This window comes from Cupriavidus sp. BIS7 (assembly GCF_000292345.1).
Taxonomy (GTDB): Bacteria; Pseudomonadota; Gammaproteobacteria; order Burkholderiales; family Burkholderiaceae; genus Cupriavidus.
The window spans coordinates 141,826-156,164 of the sequence record NZ_ALOU01000007.1 but is presented as its reverse complement, the minus strand read 5'-3'; the positions used below and the strand labels follow the sequence as shown (position 1 = coordinate 156,164).

Below are 14,339 nucleotides of genomic sequence, written 5' to 3'. Positions count from 1 at the left end.
AGGGGACGATTCTGAAAATGCTAGTAGTTGTCCCGGTCGACCTTGATCTCCTGAAGGATCGTGGTAGCGATCTCCTCGATCGATTTGTGTGTCGATGACAGCCACTTGATGCCTTCACGGCGCATCATTGCTTCAGCCTCGTTGACTTCGTACCGGCAGTTCTCGACTGCTGCGTACTTGCTGCCCGGACGCCGCTCGTTGCGGATTTCCGTCAGGCGCTGCGGGTCGATCGAGAGGCCGAAGATCTTCGGCTTGAACGCGTACAGTGCGGACGGCAGCCGGCCGCGCTCGAAGTCGTCCGGGATCAGCGGGTAGTTGGCCGCCTTGAGTCCATACTGCATGGCCAGGTAGAGGCTGGTCGGCGTCTTGCCGCTGCGCGACACGCCCACCAGGATCACATCGGCCTCCTGGAGGTTCTTGTGCGACTGCCCATCGTCGTGCGCCAACGAGAAATTGATGGCCTCGATGCGGTTCTTGTATGCCTCGGTGTCTGCGTTCTGGTGAAAGCGCCCGATGGCATGCGTGGATTTCAGGCCCAGTTCCTTTTCGAGAGGCTCGATGAAGGTCTGGAACATGTCGAGAATCATCCCCTTGGCGCGCCGCATTGCCTTGTTCGACTCGGCGTTGACCAGGGTGGTGAATACGATAGGCGGCACGCCCTCGTTGTAGAAAGCCTCGTTGATCTTGCCAACCGCCATATGTGCCTTATCCGGCGTGTCGACAAACGGCATGCGCACCTTGCGGAACCGCATCTCGAACTGCGCCAGGATTGAATGGCTGAACGTTTCGGCCGTGATGCCGGTACCGTCGGAGACGATAAAGACCGTACGCACTGCAGGGCGATCCGCAGGTGCCACTTCATCGGAGCGGGTGGCAGGGCCGGCCGTGCCGGAAACGGGCGCCGCCTGCGGTGCCGGTTGCGCTCCTTCAGGCGTTTCGGGGAGGGACATGTCTGACAATTATTTGAAGCCGCGGCTGCGCGAAAGTGCGATGCGGCACGGTAGAATAGCGGCGATCTTTTGGCTAAGCAATTCCGCCAATGCCGTTCGGACAACGATCTGCGGCTAAATTGTCGACAATGTGCGCCGCAGCATGAAATGCTTCCGCTAGCACACGGAATTGCTCAGCCAAGCGATCCGCCGGGAACAGAACCCCAACAACATACCGGTCGGTGCGAAAGATTTCTTACTTTGTTTTGAGGCTTTTATGACCAACCAGGTAGATAACGGCGCCTACGTGCTGCCGTTCGAGCAGTTGCGCATGCAGGACGTGGAAACCGTCGGCGGCAAGAACTCCTCGCTGGGGGAGATGATCTCCCAGCTCGCCGGTGCCGGCGTTCGCGTTCCGGGCGGTTTTGCCACCACGGCACTCGCGTTCCGCGACTTCCTCACGCACAACAACCTGACCGCACGCATTTCCGAACGCCTGAAGACGCTCAACGTCGACGACGTGAAGGCTCTGGCGGAAGCCGGCGCCGAAATCCGTGGATGGGTGGCGGCCGCGCCGTTCCAGCCGCGCCTGGAAGCCGAAATCCGCGAGCACTACGCCCGCGTGTCGGCCCGCGAAGGTGCCGAGGCATCGTTTGCGGTGCGTTCCTCGGCCACGGCCGAAGATCTGCCCGATGCATCGTTTGCCGGTCAGCAGGAGTCGTACCTCAACGTCAGCGGCATTGACGACGTGCTCGACAAGATCAAGCACGTGTTTGCGTCTCTCTACAACGACCGTGCCATTTCGTACCGTGTGCACAAGGGTTTTGCTCACGACGTGGTGGCGCTGTCGGCTGGCGTGCAACGCATGGTGCGATCGGACCTGGCTGCCTCGGGCGTGATGTTCACGATCGATACGGAATCGGGCTTCCCGGACGTGGTGTTCATCACGTCGAGCTACGGCCTGGGCGAAACGGTTGTGCAGGGCGCAGTGAACCCGGACGAGTTCTACGTCTTCAAGCCGACGCTGCAAGCCGGCAAGTACCCGATCATCCGCCGTTCGATCGGCTCGAAGCTGATCAAGATGGAATTCACCAAGCCGGGCGAAGCCGGCCGTGTGAAGACCGTGGACGTGCCGCCTGAACTGCGCAACCGTTATTCGATCACCGATGACGACGTGAGCGAACTGGCGCGTTACGCGATGATCATCGAAAAGCACTATGGCCGCCCGATGGACATCGAGTGGGGCAAGGACGGCAAGGATGGCAAGATCTACATCCTCCAGGCTCGCCCTGAGACGGTGAAGAGCCAGTCGGCCGGCAAGGCCGAACAGCGCTTCAAGCTGAAGGGTACGTCGGCTGTGCTGACCAGCGGCCGCGCTATCGGCCAGAAGATCGGTACCGGCCCGGTACGCGTCATCAACGATCCGTCCGAAATGGAACGCGTGCAGCCCGGCGATGTGCTGGTGGCGGACATGACCGACCCGAACTGGGAGCCGGTCATGAAGCGCGCTGCTGCGATCGTCACCAACCGTGGCGGCCGTACCTGCCACGCTGCGATCATCGCACGTGAACTGGGTGTGCCGGCAGTGGTGGGTTGCGGTGACGCGACCGACCTGCTGAAGGATGGCACGCTCGTGACGGTATCGTGCGCCGAGGGCGACGAAGGCCGCATCTATGACGGTTTGCTCGAAACCGAAGTGACCGAGGTTCAGCGCGGCGAAATGCCCAAGATCTCGACCAAGATCATGATGAACGTCGGCAATCCCCAGCTTGCGTTCGACTTCGCGCAGATTCCGAACGAGGGCGTCGGCCTGGCCCGCCTCGAGTTCATCATCAACAACAACATCGGCGTTCACCCGAAGGCGATCCTCGACTATCCGCAAGTCGATGCCGACCTGAAGAAGGCTGTCGAATCGGTGGCTCGTGGTCACGCCAGCCCGCGCGCGTTCTATGTCGACAAGCTGGCCGAAGGCATTGCGACGATCGGTGCTGCGTTCTATCCGAAGCCCGTGATCGTGCGTCTGTCGGACTTCAAGTCGAACGAATACAAGAAGCTGATCGGCGGTTCGCGCTACGAGCCGGACGAGGAAAACCCGATGCTGGGCTTCCGCGGCGCGTCGCGTTACATCGCGGACGATTTCGCCGAGGCGTTCGAGATGGAATGCAAGGCCATGAAGCGCGTACGCGATGAAATGGGCCTGACCAATGTCGAGATCATGGTGCCGTTCGTGCGCACGCTGGGCCAGGCCGAGCGCGTGATCGAACTGCTGGCCAAGCACGGCCTGAAGCGCGGCGAGAACGGCCTGCGCATCATCATGATGTGCGAGGTGCCGTCCAACGCGATCCTGGCCGAGGAATTCCTGCAGTTCTTCGACGGTTTCTCGATCGGTTCGAACGACCTGACGCAGCTGACGCTGGGTCTGGACCGCGACTCCGGCATGGAGCTGCTGGCCCGGGACTTCGACGAGCGCGATCCGGCTGTGCGTTTCATGCTGCAGCGTGCCATTTCCACGGCGCTGCGCCTGGACAAGTACGTCGGCATTTGCGGTCAGGGCCCTTCGGACCATCCGGACTTTGCGGCATGGCTGGCCAAGGAAGGCATCAAGTCGATCTCGCTGAATCCTGATTCTGTGGTCGAAACGTGGCAACAACTGGCTTCGTGAGGCATTTCGCGTCACAATAGCGACTATCACGAATAGACAGTGTCCGGCCTGAAGGCCGGCACACCGCGTGACACCGGCCCTGCGGCAGGTGTTCCATCTGCCCCCGCAGACGCCGTAGGCGTTTGGCGGGGGTTTTTGTTTTTGCGGGGTGTCTTGTTTCCTCCGGGAAAGGAGCGGGATGACGTCGTACTATCTTTGGTTTGCCGCTGCGGTCGTGCTCGTGATCGCGGAAATGGCAACGGGGACTTTCTATCTGCTGATGATCGCCTGCGGAGTTGCCGCAGGTGGCATTGCCGCGCTACTGGGCGCTGATGAGCCAATCCAGACCATAGTCGCGGCGGCGGTTGCCATCGTGGCAATTGTGCTGTTACGCCGTACGCGCTTTGGCAAATTACGCCGCCGCGATGCTGCTTCCAATCCAGACGTCAACCTCGATATCGGCCAGGAAGTCGAAGTGCCGGTCTGGGATGACTCCCGCCGTGCACGCGTGCCATATCGCGGTGCCGATTGGACCGTGGAACTCGCGCCAGGTAGCGAGCCGAAGCCGGGCCGCTATCGCATCGTCGAAGTGCGCGGCGCCACGCTGATCGTTGCTCGCCATTACACGGCCTGATTTCTTTCGCATTACACAAGTAGTCAATCCTTTTGAAGGGAGTCGTACATGCTCGCCTATCAGCTTGGTCTGTTTCCGCTGATCCTGCTTATCGCCGCCATCGTGCTGATCGCCAAGTCGATCAAGATCGTGCCGCAGCAGCACGCATGGGTGCTTGAGCGCCTGGGGCGCTATCACGCCACGCTGACGCCGGGGATGTCGATCGTCGTGCCGTTCATCGACCGGGTAGCCTACAAGCACATCCTCAAGGAGATCCCGCTTGATGTGCCGAGCCAGGTCTGCATTACCAAGGACAATACGCAGCTTCAGGTGGATGGGGTGCTGTACTTCCAGGTCACCGATCCAATGAAGGCGTCCTATGGGTCGAGCAACTTTGTGGTGGCCATCACGCAACTGTCGCAGACCACGCTGCGTTCGGTGATCGGCAAGCTTGAACTCGACAAGACCTTCGAGGAGCGCGAGTTCATCAACCACAGCGTGGTAAATGCACTGGATGAGGCTGCCGCGAACTGGGGCGTGAAAGTGTTGCGCTACGAGATCAAGGACCTGACGCCGCCGAAGGAAATTCTCCATGCGATGCAGGCGCAGATTACGGCGGAGCGCGAAAAGCGTGCACTGATCGCTGCGTCCGAGGGCAAACGGCAGGAGCAGATCAACCTGGCGTCCGGCGCGCGGGAGGCGGCCATCCAGAAGTCCGAGGGCGAGAGGCAGGCGGCCATCAACAAGGCGCAGGGCGAGGCGGCCGCGATCCTGGCCGTGGCAGAGGCAAATGCACAGGCAATCGAGAAGATCGGCCATGCCATCCGTGGCGAAGGCGGCACCGAGGCCGTCAATCTGAAGGTTGCCGAGGAATATGTGGCCGCATTTGGCAATCTTGCCAAGCAGGGCAATACGCTGATCGTCCCGGGCAACCTTGGGGAAATGAGCTCGATGATCGCGTCCGCACTACAGATTGTGAAGGGTCAGAAGGCCGAGAAGGTGGCTTGATCGGTCCCGGAATGGAGCCGGCAGAAGCGAAAACGGAGGCATTTGCCTCCGTTTTTCATGAAAAAGGCCGCGCCGAGACTATTCCTTGGCGCCCTTCATGAGGCGTGCCTTCTCGCGCTGCCAGTCGCGGTTCTTCTCGGTTTCGCGCTTGTCGAACTGCTTCTTGCCCTTGGCGAGGCCAATTTCGCATTTGACGCGGCCGCGCGTGTAGTGAAGGTTCAGCGGTACCAGCGTATAGCCGCGCTGCTCTACCTTGCCGATCAGTTTCTTGATTTCGTCGGCCTTGAGCAACAGTTTGCGCGTGCGGACCGGGTCGGGCTGGACGTGGGTGGAGGCGCTTTGCAGCGGGCTGATATGCGCGCCGATCAGGAACATTTCTGCATCGCGCACCACGACGTAGCCTTCCTTGATCTGAACGCGCCCGGCGCGAATCGCCTTGACCTCCCAGCCCTCGAGCACGACCCCGGCCTCATACCGCTCTTCAATGAAGTAGTCGAAAAAGGCCTTCTTGTTTTCAGCGATCGTCATGCGGGAAGTGGGTTCCTAAACGTGTGTGCCGCCACGGGTTCGGGGGCGGCATGGGTAAGCCGGGTAGGGTACTGGCAGGGCGGGGCGTGCCGTGCGCGCGGCTGTCGGCTAAAATTGCGATTTTAGCAAACCGTTCCGGCCCCGGCCCAGTCCGGCAGCGCCCCGCAATCCGTATACATGGCAGATGTCCATAAATCCGTCCTGCTCGGTTTTTCGGCCGAACAGATGTACGACCTGGTAACGCGCGTGGAGGACTATCCAAAGTTCCTGCCGTGGTGCGGCGGCGTGGAAGTCTTCGAGGAGACTGACGCGCTGCTGGATGCCAAGATCCATATCCATTTCAACGGCATCAAGCAGTTTTTTCACACGCGCAACGTGCAGGAGCGTCCGACCCGGATCGATATGACGTTCGCCGATGGACCTTTCAAGGTATTCAACGGCTCGTGGCGATTCACGCCTTTGCGTGCCGACGCGTGCAAGATCGAATTTCACCTGCACTACGAGTTTTCAAGCTTCATCCTCGAGAAGATCATCGGGCCAGTGTTCAGCATGATTGCCAACACCTTTGTCGATGCCTTCGTGAAGCGCGCCGAGGTGGTCTATGCCAACAACGATTGAGCCACAGGCCATGGTGCGCCTGACCGTCTGCTACGCGCTCCCCGACGCCGTGTTCCTGAAGGAACTGGATGTTCCTGCTGGCACGACGATCATAGGCGCGATACAGGCGAGCGGCCTGACACAAGCACATCCCGAGGTGGATCCGACGACGCTGCGCGTCGGCATCTTTGGCAAGCTCAAGACGCTGGATACGCCGGTGCGTCCGGGGGACCGCGTCGAGGTGTATCGCCCGCTGACCGCCGACCCGAAGGCGGCTCGGCGCAAGCGGGTGCAGAAGACTCGTGAGACGGGGACGCGCGAGGGCCAGAAATGGCTGCGCAGGGGCAGCCAGGGCGATTGATCGCGGCAGGGCAGGTCAGCTACTGCATTGCTGCTGCAGGGCTTCGTTGGTCCGGGTCAGTTCCGCGGTCCGTTCGTCATTGTTCATGCGCACGGGTGCGCCGTCGGGGCCGGCTTTCGCCGCGCGCATGCCTTCGCTCAGGCCCGTTGCATAGTTGCGCAGTTCCTGGCAGTTCTGCTGTTTGGCCAACTGCTCGCGCTCCTTGGTGGCTGCATCGAGGTCCGCCTTGATGCGCGCTTCGCGGCGCTCGCGGAAATCGGCATCCGGGTCGCTCGGCTTGTTGCTGGCGGACTTGGCGCTGGCAGTCTGCATGCGCGGCGCATCTGCCTTGGCCTGACCATCTGCTTTCGGTGCGGTGTCCGCCTCAACGGGGCGGTAGGCGCCCGCTACGCGGCCCGGGGCCACGATGATGGCCCGATCCGGTACTGACGGCGGCGGCGGGACATCGCTGTAGACCGTGCGCCCGTTGGCTTCCTTCCATTGCCATTGAGAGAACGCCGTGCCTGGCACGGCGAGGCTTGCAGCAATCAGCAGGTACAGCGCGGACGATCGGTTCATGGCGAAAGCGTCAACAGGTGGTCAGCGGGTTGCGATGGGCATCAGACGCCAGTGGGGTTGACAGCGAAGTGACCCGTGCGTCATTGGCCGCTAGTCTACTGAGACTTGTCGGTCGCGTGCAAGCGCACGGACCACGCCACGCCGGCCATCAGCAACACGATCGCCGCGATTTCAAGCGGCCGTGGCCAGCGGTGATCGAACACAAAGCCGTATGCCAGCGCGAACAGCGTCTCGAAAACGATCATCTGACCAGATAGCGTCAGCGGCAATCGGCGGCTGGAAATGTTCCAGAGGTTGTTGCCAATTAGCGACGCTCCGAGTGCCACGGCTGCGTTGATGGTCCAGAACCACTGCCAGTCCCGACTGCTGCCAGGCGCGGTCAAGATATCGCCAAATGCCAGCCAGCCGATGCTGCCGAGCACAAGGGACACAAGGCCGGTGGAGAGGCCGTAGAGCGCGGACCATTCGTTGCCGCTGTACTGGGGGTTGCGCTGCAGGTAGCGTGCGTTGTCCACGGCGTACAGCGTCCAGCAGACCAGTGCGCCAGCCGCGCAGACCACGCCCGCGAACTTCTGCCAGACGGGGCGCGCCGCCGCGCTGACCGCGGCGCCATGTGCGCTCCCGACGCCGCCAAACAGGTCGATATTGATGCAGGCGATGCCGGCGGCCACCACGAGCAATGGCAGCACCAGGCGGCGCAGCGGCACGGCGCCGTGGTCGCGCCGGCCCATCAGGGTGACCGAGATCGGCAGGATGCCGATGATCAGCGACGTTGGCCCCACGCCCGCAAGCTGCACGCCAAAGGCCAGCAGCACGTAGTAGAGCAGGTTGCCGGTGAACGCCTGGCGCAGCAGGGCAAGGCAGTCGGCGCGCGTCAGTTTGCGTGCGAGGCGCCGCATCAGCGGCAAGGCCGCGACAAGTGCCACCAGGCCATAGGCCAAATACCGGCCAATCGCGAGTTCCCATGGCGAAAATGCCGGCAGCAACTTGGGCGCGATGAAAACCATCCCCCAGAAAGCGCCCGCCATCAGGCCGCACAACACACCGATTCCCATGGTCTCCCCAATCCGTCCTTGCTGGTCGCCGAAAAAGGAGGCCGAGATTAGCAAAGGCACTGCAATAACGCATCAGCAAATCCTGCATTCCTGTATAATCTGCTTTTGCGCCTAGAGGATTCGCTATGCGTCTTGTCCAGAAAGCACTCACATTCGATGACGTGCTGCTCGTCCCGGCCTATTCGGCCGTCCTGCCCCGGGATGTTTCCCTCCGCACCCGCCTGACCCGTTCGATCGAACTCAACATTCCGCTGGTTTCCGCCGCCATGGATACCGTGACGGAAGCTCGCCTGGCCATTTCGATGGCGCAGTCCGGCGGTATCGGTATCGTTCACAAGAATTTGAAGCCGGCTGATCAAGCGCGCGAAGTGGCGCGTGTGAAGCGCTATGAGTCCGGTGTGCTGCGTGACCCGATCACCATTTCGCCGGAAATGAAGGTGCGTGATGTGATCGCCCTGTCGCAGCAGCACGGCATTTCGGGTTTCCCGGTGCTTGAAGGCAAGACCGTGATCGGCATCATTACCAACCGCGACCTGCGTTTCGAGGAAGAGCTTGACGCCCCGGTGCGCGCCAAGATGACGCCGCGCGAAAAGCTGGTGACCGTGGCCGAAGGCGCGCCGCTGGAAGAAGCCAAGCGTCTGATGAACCGCCACCGCCTGGAGCGCGTGCTGGTGGTCAACAGCGCATTCGAACTGCGTGGCCTGATCACGGTGAAGGACATCCAGAAGGCCGTGGACAATCCGCTGGCCAGCAAGGATGCACATGGCCAACTGCGCGTAGGCGCCGCGGTGGGCGTGGGCCCGGATAACGACGAGCGTGTGGAATTGCTGGTCAAGGCAGGCGTGGACGTGATCGTGGTCGATACTGCCCACGGCCATAGCCAGGGCGTGCTGGACCGCGTGCGCTGGGTCAAGCAGAACTTCCCGCAGGTTCAGGTGGTTGGCGGCAATATCGCCACCGGCGCGGCAGCGCTGGCGCTGGTCGAGCATGGCGCGGATGGCGTCAAGGTCGGTATCGGCCCGGGTTCGATCTGCACCACGCGTATCGTCGCAGGCGTCGGCGTGCCGCAGATCACCGCCGTGTCGAACGTAGCCGAAGCGCTGAAGGGCACCGATGTGCCGCTGATCGCCGACGGCGGCGTGCGTTACTCGGGTGACGTGGCCAAGGCGCTGGCGGCTGGCGCGCACACCGTGATGATGGGCGGCATGTTCTCGGGTACCGAGGAAGCGCCGGGCGAAGTGTTCCTGTACCAGGGCCGTTCGTTCAAGAGCTACCGCGGCATGGGTTCGGTTGGTGCCATGAAGGATGGCGCTGCCGACCGTTACTTCCAGGAAGACAACACCGCCAACGTCGACAAGCTCGTGCCCGAAGGCATCGAAGGCCGTGTGCCTTACAAGGGCTCGGTGCAGGCGATCATCCACCAGCTCACCGGTGGTATCCGCGCGTCGATGGGTTACTGCGGCGCCAGCTCGATTGCCCAGTGGCACGACACTGCCGAGTTTGTGCAGATCACTGCTGCAGGCATGCGTGAATCGCACGTGCACGACGTGCAGATCACCAAGGAAGCGCCGAACTACCATATCGATTGATTTCGATCTGGTGCCTTTCACCACGGCCGCGCTGGCTTCGTCGACGTTGACGGGGCCGCGCGGCCGCGCCGCAAGAAGGAGCGCTCATGAAAGTATTGCTGCGAGCCGTGCTGTTCTTCGACGCATTGCTCGAGTTACTGCTCGGCATCCTGCTGCTGATGTCGCCGTTCACCACGCTGTACGCGGCGTTGCAATTGCCGCAACCCCAGCCGGCCCTGTTCGGCCAGTTGCTTGGCGTGGCGACGATCGGGCTGTCCTGGCTGCTGTTCCAGGCCACCATCAACGGCCAACTGACCGTCGCGGTGGCGCGGACCACGGGCTACGTGAACCTGGTCAGTGCGGTGCTGGTTGCCGCCTGGACGCTGTTCCTCGACATGCCGGTGCAAGGCGCCGGAAAGATCTGGCTGCTGACGCTGGCCGCGGTGCTGATCTTCTTCGCCATCGTGCAGATTCCTGCGGCCAAGAAGGTGCGCCTGCGTGAACGGCAGCAGGCTGAACTGGCCAGGGCTGACCGCGATAGCGGCGCGGCCGATGGCTACTATCCGAACAACGAACCTGGTGCGGCCCGTCCGGCGCGCCCGAATGCATCCCCCGTATCCCCCGCATCTCCAGAATACCGGCGCGAGCCGGGCATCACGCCACCGCCCGGCTATGGTCCGGGCACCGAGGTGATGCCCGAACCCGATCCGGAAGCACTGCCAACTGCCAATCATGCACGACAAAATCCTCATTCTTGATTTCGGCTCGCAAGTCACGCAACTGATCGCCCGCCGCGTTCGCGAGGCGCACGTCTACTGCGAAATCCATCCGAACGACGTTACCGACGAGTTCGTGCGCGACTTCGCGCCGAAGGGCATCATCCTGTCCGGCAGCCACGCCAGCACCTACGAAGACCATCAACTGCGCGCGCCGCAGGCCGTATGGGACCTCGGTGTTCCGGTGCTTGGCATCTGCTACGGCATGCAGACGATGGCCGTGCAGCTGGGCGGTAAGGTGGAGTGGAGCGATACGCGCGAGTTCGGCTATGCCGAGGTGCGTGCGCATGGCCACACGAACCTGCTCAAGGGCATCGAGGACTTTGCCACGGACGAAGGCCACGGCATGCTCAAGGTCTGGATGAGCCACGGCGACAAGGTCACGGCGCTGCCGGAAGGCTTCAAGCTGATGGCCTCCACGCCGAGCTGCCCGATCGCCGGCATCGCCGACGAAGCACGGGGCTATTACGGCGTGCAGTTCCACCCGGAAGTTACGCATACGTCGAAGGGTCGCGAGATGCTCGAGCGCTTCGTGCTGCAGATCTGCGGTACGAAGGCTGATTGGGTCATGCGCGATCACATCGCCGAAGCCGTCGCAAAAATTCGCGAGCAAGTGGGCGATGAGGAGGTGATCCTCGGCCTGTCCGGTGGTGTCGATTCGTCTGTGGCTGCTGCGCTGATCCACCGCGCGATTGGCGACAAGCTGACCTGCGTGTTCGTCGATCACGGCCTGCTGCGCCTGGATGAAGGCAAGATGGTGATGGAGATGTTCGCGGGCCGCCTGCATGCGAAGGTCGTCCACATCGATGCCTCCGAGCAGTTCCTCGGCCATCTGGCCGGCGTGACCGATCCCGAGCAGAAGCGCAAGATCATCGGCCGCGAGTTCGTCGAGGTATTCCAGGCCGAGGCGAAGAAGCTGAGCAACGCCAAGTGGCTGGCGCAGGGCACCATCTACCCGGACGTGGTGGAATCGGGCGGCACCAAGACCAAGAAGGCAACCACGATCAAGAGCCACCACAACGTCGGTGGTCTGCCGGAAACGCTGGGCCTGAAGCTGCTGGAACCGCTGCGCGACCTGTTCAAGGACGAGGTGCGCGAACTGGGCGTGGCGCTGGGCCTGCCGCCGGAAATGGTCTATCGCCACCCGTTCCCTGGCCCGGGCCTGGGCGTGCGGATCCTCGGCGAGGTCAAGCGCGACTACGCGGACCTGCTGCGCCGCGCCGATGCGATCTTCATCGAGGAACTGCGCAAGACGATCGCGACGGAGCAGGATGCGGCTGCCGGCTTGTGCGAACCGAATCAGGTGGGCAAGAGCTGGTATGACCTGACCAGCCAGGCATTCGCCGTGTTCCTGCCGGTGAAGTCCGTCGGCGTGATGGGCGATGGCCGCACGTACGACTACGTCGTGGCGCTGCGCGCCGTGCAGACCACCGACTTCATGACCGCGCACTGGGCGCATCTGCCGTACGCGCTGCTGGGCCGCTGCTCGAACCGCATCATCAACGAGGTGCGCGGGCTGAACCGGGTGGTGTACGACGTGTCGGGCAAGCCGCCTGCAACGATCGAGTGGGAGTGATTCGGCGTCCAGCACCTGCTGGCTTCGAGTAGCACGAGAACACAGCTAAGCCCGCGTCACCGACGCGGGCTTTTTTGACGCCGCCTGCCGGTCGTCAATTTCTTCTTTTGGGTTGGTGGGTATTTTGGGCTGGCAAATGTCGCTGCTTGCCTGCGCTGTGCTCTGCTTCATGATCCTCTTGTGGTATTTCGCGGGCACCATCCCTCCATTAGAAGGAGCAGAGGTTTCTCATGGTTCCACTCGATAGCCGACTTCGTCGCGGGCCAGTCGCCAAGACCACGTTGCGGTACTGGGCGACTGCGCTGGCGGCCATTTATTTGGTACTTGTCCAGACGGGCTGCTCCACCATGCCCGACAACGTTGCTGAACAGACGCTGCCTGTCCGCGGCGAGTCCTTCCATTTTCTGGACACAGCGGATGCGCGCTTCTATCGCCTTGAACTCGGTATCGAGAATTCGTCTGAGATCGCGATTTTTTTCATCAGCGGCTCCGGATGCGCCAGCATCAAACATCGCCTGAGTCCCTTCTTCGGGCCGATCCGCGGCAAGGTCAATGCAACGGTTTTCGCGCTCCAGAAGCGATCGATCGATGAAGAGAACCGTACAGGCGGCGCTTGTTCGGCGGACTTTCGCAAGACGGATTTCATCGGGCAGTCGGTTGCCGACCAGCGCGAGTTCATTGATGCTCAATTGGCCAAGCTCTCCGTCAAGCCAACTGCTGTCGTGCTTATGGGGGCCTCGGAAGGTGCTGTCGTCGCTACCAAGATTGCAAATGCAGACCGACGGATCACCCATCTCGGTCTGATCGGTGGTGGCGGCACGACGGTACGGGAGAACCTGCAGGGCCTGTCGCGTTCCACCTGGTACTTGCGTAACCCGGAGAAGGGGTTCGCGGAAATCGCGAGAGATCCCGACAATACCGACGCGAAGGTCTGGGGCCACAGCCACAAGTACTGGGCTTCCTTGCTGGATATCGATATCGGCAACGAGCTGATCCAGCTAGACATCCCGATCGTCGCCGCCATGGGGGAAAAGGATGAAGCCGTGCCGGTTGATGCCGCGCGCCGCCTTTATGCAAGGTTCGAGATAGCCGGCAAGAAGAACCTGGTGCTGCTGATCTACCCTAACGCCAATCACCGCCTGGAGGACCGGGAGCTCAAAACGTCCTACGCCGGCGATTTTCTCGAAAAGCTTGTTGCGACCATTCAGGATTCCGTGGCTGCCGAGCGCCACCGGGCGCTCGGCCAAGGAGAGACCCGTGAAGAGTAGGTGAAACGCGACGGTGCGTGGCGCCTTCGCGCTTGGGGGCATTTCGCCCCCCTTTATCTTTTCAGTCCGGAGCGGAAGCTGCCAGATGCAGCGCGTGGTTGCGCACGTCGGTGGGCCATGCGCCGATCAGGTCTTGCAGCCTGGCCTGATCGTTGGCGAACAGCGCGCGCGTGGCTTCTTCGTACCCGGGCAGATCTCCCGCGATGGCCAGCATGAAGTGATAGGCGCGCTCCTGGGTTTGCCGGAGCCGAGCCTTTTCGCTGCCGGTGCGGCGGGCTTCCTCGACGAGTTTCCTCAGTGCCACCGACGCGCCGCCGGGTTGGGCGGCAAGCCATTCCCAATGCCTTGGGAGCAGGGTCACCTCTCGCGCCACCACGCCCAGCTTCGGGCGTCCGCGCCCCTTCGGCGCCGACGCTTCCGACGTTTCTGACGCTTCCAATTGGTCGTCCGGATGCTCGTTTCGCGGGGTTCCGGTGGGCAACCGGCTGGCAATCTCCTGTTCCGTTCCCCTGATGTCCACGTCGATCGAGCGGCCGGTGGCGTCGTCGAAGATCAATACCGGGCCGGGCGTGCCGGCTTCAAGTACCTGTTTGACGGCTAGGGCATTTGCCAGCAGCGGCCCGGAGGCGATGCGCTGGTATCCGTTGAAGCTGGTGTAGGTAGCGGTTTGGGTCATGGCGGGGCGGGTGAATTTGTCAGCACCGTTGAATAATATCCGGGTATAAATTGAATTGCAATATCACCCGGGTACAAATTACGTGGCTGTTCAACGAAATCCGTTCGCGGCCTTGCAGCAATTTGACCGAGTCCAACGCTTCACGGACCAAGCCTCTGCACGATCGACGGCTCCATTTGCGAGCA

15 protein-coding genes are annotated in these 14,339 nt (G+C 62.0%); 9 read left to right on the top strand and 6 right to left on the bottom strand.

Annotated features, from left to right (window positions below; all coding sequences use genetic code 11):
* Positions 1-20 precede the first annotated feature (20 nt).
* Positions 21-950 (bottom strand): pyruvate, water dikinase regulatory protein, encoded by a 930-nt coding sequence (locus B552_RS0102585; RefSeq protein WP_019447434.1) that lies wholly within the window; start codon positions 948-950, stop codon positions 21-23.
* A 256-nt stretch (positions 951-1,206) separates the two neighbouring features.
* On the opposite strand from B552_RS0102585, the gene ppsA reads away from it, so the two are divergent.
* The 3 genes from ppsA (at position 1,207) to B552_RS0102570 (ending at position 5,191) form a co-directional block, all read left to right on the top strand.
* Positions 1,207-3,591, top strand: a complete 2,385-nt coding sequence (ppsA, locus tag B552_RS0102580) for a phosphoenolpyruvate synthase (RefSeq protein ID WP_019447433.1) — start codon at positions 1,207-1,209, stop codon at positions 3,589-3,591.
* A 178-nt stretch (positions 3,592-3,769) separates the two neighbouring features.
* Positions 3,770-4,204, top strand: a complete 435-nt coding sequence (locus B552_RS0102575; protein WP_019447432.1) for an NfeD family protein — start codon at positions 3,770-3,772, stop codon at positions 4,202-4,204.
* A gap of 48 nt (positions 4,205-4,252) precedes the next feature.
* Entirely contained in the window at positions 4,253-5,191 is a 939-nt protein-coding gene (locus B552_RS0102570) for a stomatin-like protein (RefSeq protein ID WP_019447431.1), read from the top strand.
* A gap of 78 nt (positions 5,192-5,269) precedes the next feature.
* Here B552_RS0102570 and smpB read toward each other — a convergent pair whose 3' ends face one another.
* On the bottom strand, positions 5,270-5,719 hold the full coding sequence (smpB, locus tag B552_RS0102565) for an SsrA-binding protein SmpB (RefSeq protein WP_019447430.1): 450 nt from the start codon (positions 5,717-5,719) through the stop codon (positions 5,270-5,272).
* A 177-nt stretch (positions 5,720-5,896) separates the two neighbouring features.
* On the opposite strand from smpB, the gene B552_RS0102560 reads away from it, so the two are divergent.
* Together B552_RS0102560 and B552_RS0102555 are read left to right on the top strand one after the other, a co-directional pair.
* The gene (locus B552_RS0102560; protein ID WP_019447429.1) at positions 5,897-6,337 is read left to right on the top strand and encodes a type II toxin-antitoxin system RatA family toxin; all 441 of its coding nucleotides are present in this window, start codon (positions 5,897-5,899) and stop codon (positions 6,335-6,337) included.
* Positions 6,338-6,347: 10 nt separating this feature from the next.
* Positions 6,348-6,677, top strand: coding sequence for an RnfH family protein (locus B552_RS0102555; RefSeq protein WP_019447428.1), 330 nt, complete (start codon positions 6,348-6,350; stop codon positions 6,675-6,677).
* Positions 6,678-6,692: 15 nt separating this feature from the next.
* On the opposite strand, the gene B552_RS0102550 is transcribed toward B552_RS0102555, so the two are convergent.
* Together B552_RS0102550 and B552_RS0102545 are read right to left on the bottom strand one after the other, a co-directional pair.
* Positions 6,693-7,235 carry a DUF4124 domain-containing protein gene (locus tag B552_RS0102550; protein ID WP_019447427.1) on the bottom strand — a complete coding sequence of 181 codons (543 nt, stop codon included), beginning with the start codon at positions 7,233-7,235 and terminating at the stop codon, positions 6,693-6,695.
* A 95-nt stretch (positions 7,236-7,330) separates the two neighbouring features.
* Positions 7,331-8,290, bottom strand: coding sequence for a DMT family transporter (locus tag B552_RS0102545; RefSeq protein ID WP_019447426.1), 960 nt, complete (start codon positions 8,288-8,290; stop codon positions 7,331-7,333).
* 125 nt (positions 8,291-8,415) lie between these two features.
* Here B552_RS0102545 and guaB point away from each other — a divergent pair, with 125 nt between their 5' ends.
* The 3 genes from guaB to guaA all read left to right on the top strand — a co-directional run bounded on the left by guaB (position 8,416) and on the right by guaA (position 12,210).
* Complete coding sequence (gene guaB, locus B552_RS0102540; protein ID WP_019447425.1) at positions 8,416-9,879, top strand: IMP dehydrogenase; 1,464 nt, start codon at positions 8,416-8,418, stop codon at positions 9,877-9,879.
* A gap of 86 nt (positions 9,880-9,965) precedes the next feature.
* The gene (locus B552_RS0102535; protein WP_019447424.1) at positions 9,966-10,616 is read left to right on the top strand and encodes a hypothetical protein; all 651 of its coding nucleotides are present in this window, start codon (positions 9,966-9,968) and stop codon (positions 10,614-10,616) included.
* Positions 10,591-12,210 (top strand): glutamine-hydrolyzing GMP synthase, encoded by a 1,620-nt coding sequence (gene guaA / locus B552_RS0102530; protein ID WP_019447423.1) that lies wholly within the window; start codon positions 10,591-10,593, stop codon positions 12,208-12,210. Before B552_RS0102535 ends, guaA begins: the two co-directional genes overlap by 26 nt.
* 45 nt (positions 12,211-12,255) lie before the next feature.
* On the opposite strand, the gene B552_RS29340 is transcribed toward guaA, so the two are convergent.
* Positions 12,256-12,381 carry a hypothetical protein gene (locus tag B552_RS29340; protein WP_280949268.1) on the bottom strand — a complete coding sequence of 42 codons (126 nt, stop codon included), beginning with the start codon at positions 12,379-12,381 and terminating at the stop codon, positions 12,256-12,258.
* Between the two features lie 59 nt (positions 12,382-12,440).
* Between B552_RS29340 and B552_RS0102520 the strand changes: the two genes are divergently transcribed.
* Positions 12,441-13,478, top strand: a complete 1,038-nt coding sequence (locus tag B552_RS0102520; protein WP_026035244.1) for an alpha/beta hydrolase — start codon at positions 12,441-12,443, stop codon at positions 13,476-13,478.
* Positions 13,479-13,539: 61 nt separating this feature from the next.
* Here the strand turns inward: B552_RS0102520 and B552_RS0102515 are convergent, their stop codons facing one another.
* Complete coding sequence (locus B552_RS0102515) at positions 13,540-14,154, bottom strand: DUF2239 family protein (protein WP_019447420.1); 615 nt, start codon at positions 14,152-14,154, stop codon at positions 13,540-13,542.
* Between the last annotated feature and the right edge of the window lie 185 nt (positions 14,155-14,339).

Excerpts from the sequence above, each read along its gene's own strand:
- B552_RS0102575 (WP_019447432.1), top strand. The coding sequence starts at position 3,770 with ATGACGTCGTACTATCTTTGGTTTGCCGCTGCGGTCGTGCTCGTGATC.
- B552_RS0102570 (WP_019447431.1), top strand. The coding sequence starts at position 4,253 with ATGCTCGCCTATCAGCTTGGTCTGTTTCCGCTGATCCTGCTTATCGCC.
- B552_RS0102545 (WP_019447426.1), bottom strand. The coding sequence starts at position 8,290 with ATGGGAATCGGTGTGTTGTGCGGCCTGATGGCGGGCGCTTTCTGGGGG.
- smpB (WP_019447430.1), bottom strand. The coding sequence starts at position 5,719 with ATGACGATCGCTGAAAACAAGAAGGCCTTTTTCGACTACTTCATTGAA.
- B552_RS0102555 (WP_019447428.1), top strand. The coding sequence starts at position 6,348 with ATGGTGCGCCTGACCGTCTGCTACGCGCTCCCCGACGCCGTGTTCCTG.
- B552_RS29340 (WP_280949268.1), bottom strand. The coding sequence starts at position 12,381 with ATGAAGCAGAGCACAGCGCAGGCAAGCAGCGACATTTGCCAGCCCAAA.
- B552_RS0102520 (WP_026035244.1), top strand. The coding sequence starts at position 12,441 with ATGGTTCCACTCGATAGCCGACTTCGTCGCGGGCCAGTCGCCAAGACC.
- guaB (WP_019447425.1), top strand. The coding sequence starts at position 8,416 with ATGCGTCTTGTCCAGAAAGCACTCACATTCGATGACGTGCTGCTCGTC.
- B552_RS0102585 (WP_019447434.1), bottom strand. The coding sequence starts at position 950 with ATGTCCCTCCCCGAAACGCCTGAAGGAGCGCAACCGGCACCGCAGGCG.
- B552_RS0102560 (WP_019447429.1), top strand. The coding sequence starts at position 5,897 with ATGGCAGATGTCCATAAATCCGTCCTGCTCGGTTTTTCGGCCGAACAG.
- guaA (WP_019447423.1), top strand. The coding sequence starts at position 10,591 with ATGCACGACAAAATCCTCATTCTTGATTTCGGCTCGCAAGTCACGCAA.
- ppsA (WP_019447433.1), top strand. The coding sequence starts at position 1,207 with ATGACCAACCAGGTAGATAACGGCGCCTACGTGCTGCCGTTCGAGCAG.
- B552_RS0102535 (WP_019447424.1), top strand. The coding sequence starts at position 9,966 with ATGAAAGTATTGCTGCGAGCCGTGCTGTTCTTCGACGCATTGCTCGAG.
- B552_RS0102515 (WP_019447420.1), bottom strand. The coding sequence starts at position 14,154 with ATGACCCAAACCGCTACCTACACCAGCTTCAACGGATACCAGCGCATC.
- B552_RS0102550 (WP_019447427.1), bottom strand. The coding sequence starts at position 7,235 with ATGAACCGATCGTCCGCGCTGTACCTGCTGATTGCTGCAAGCCTCGCC.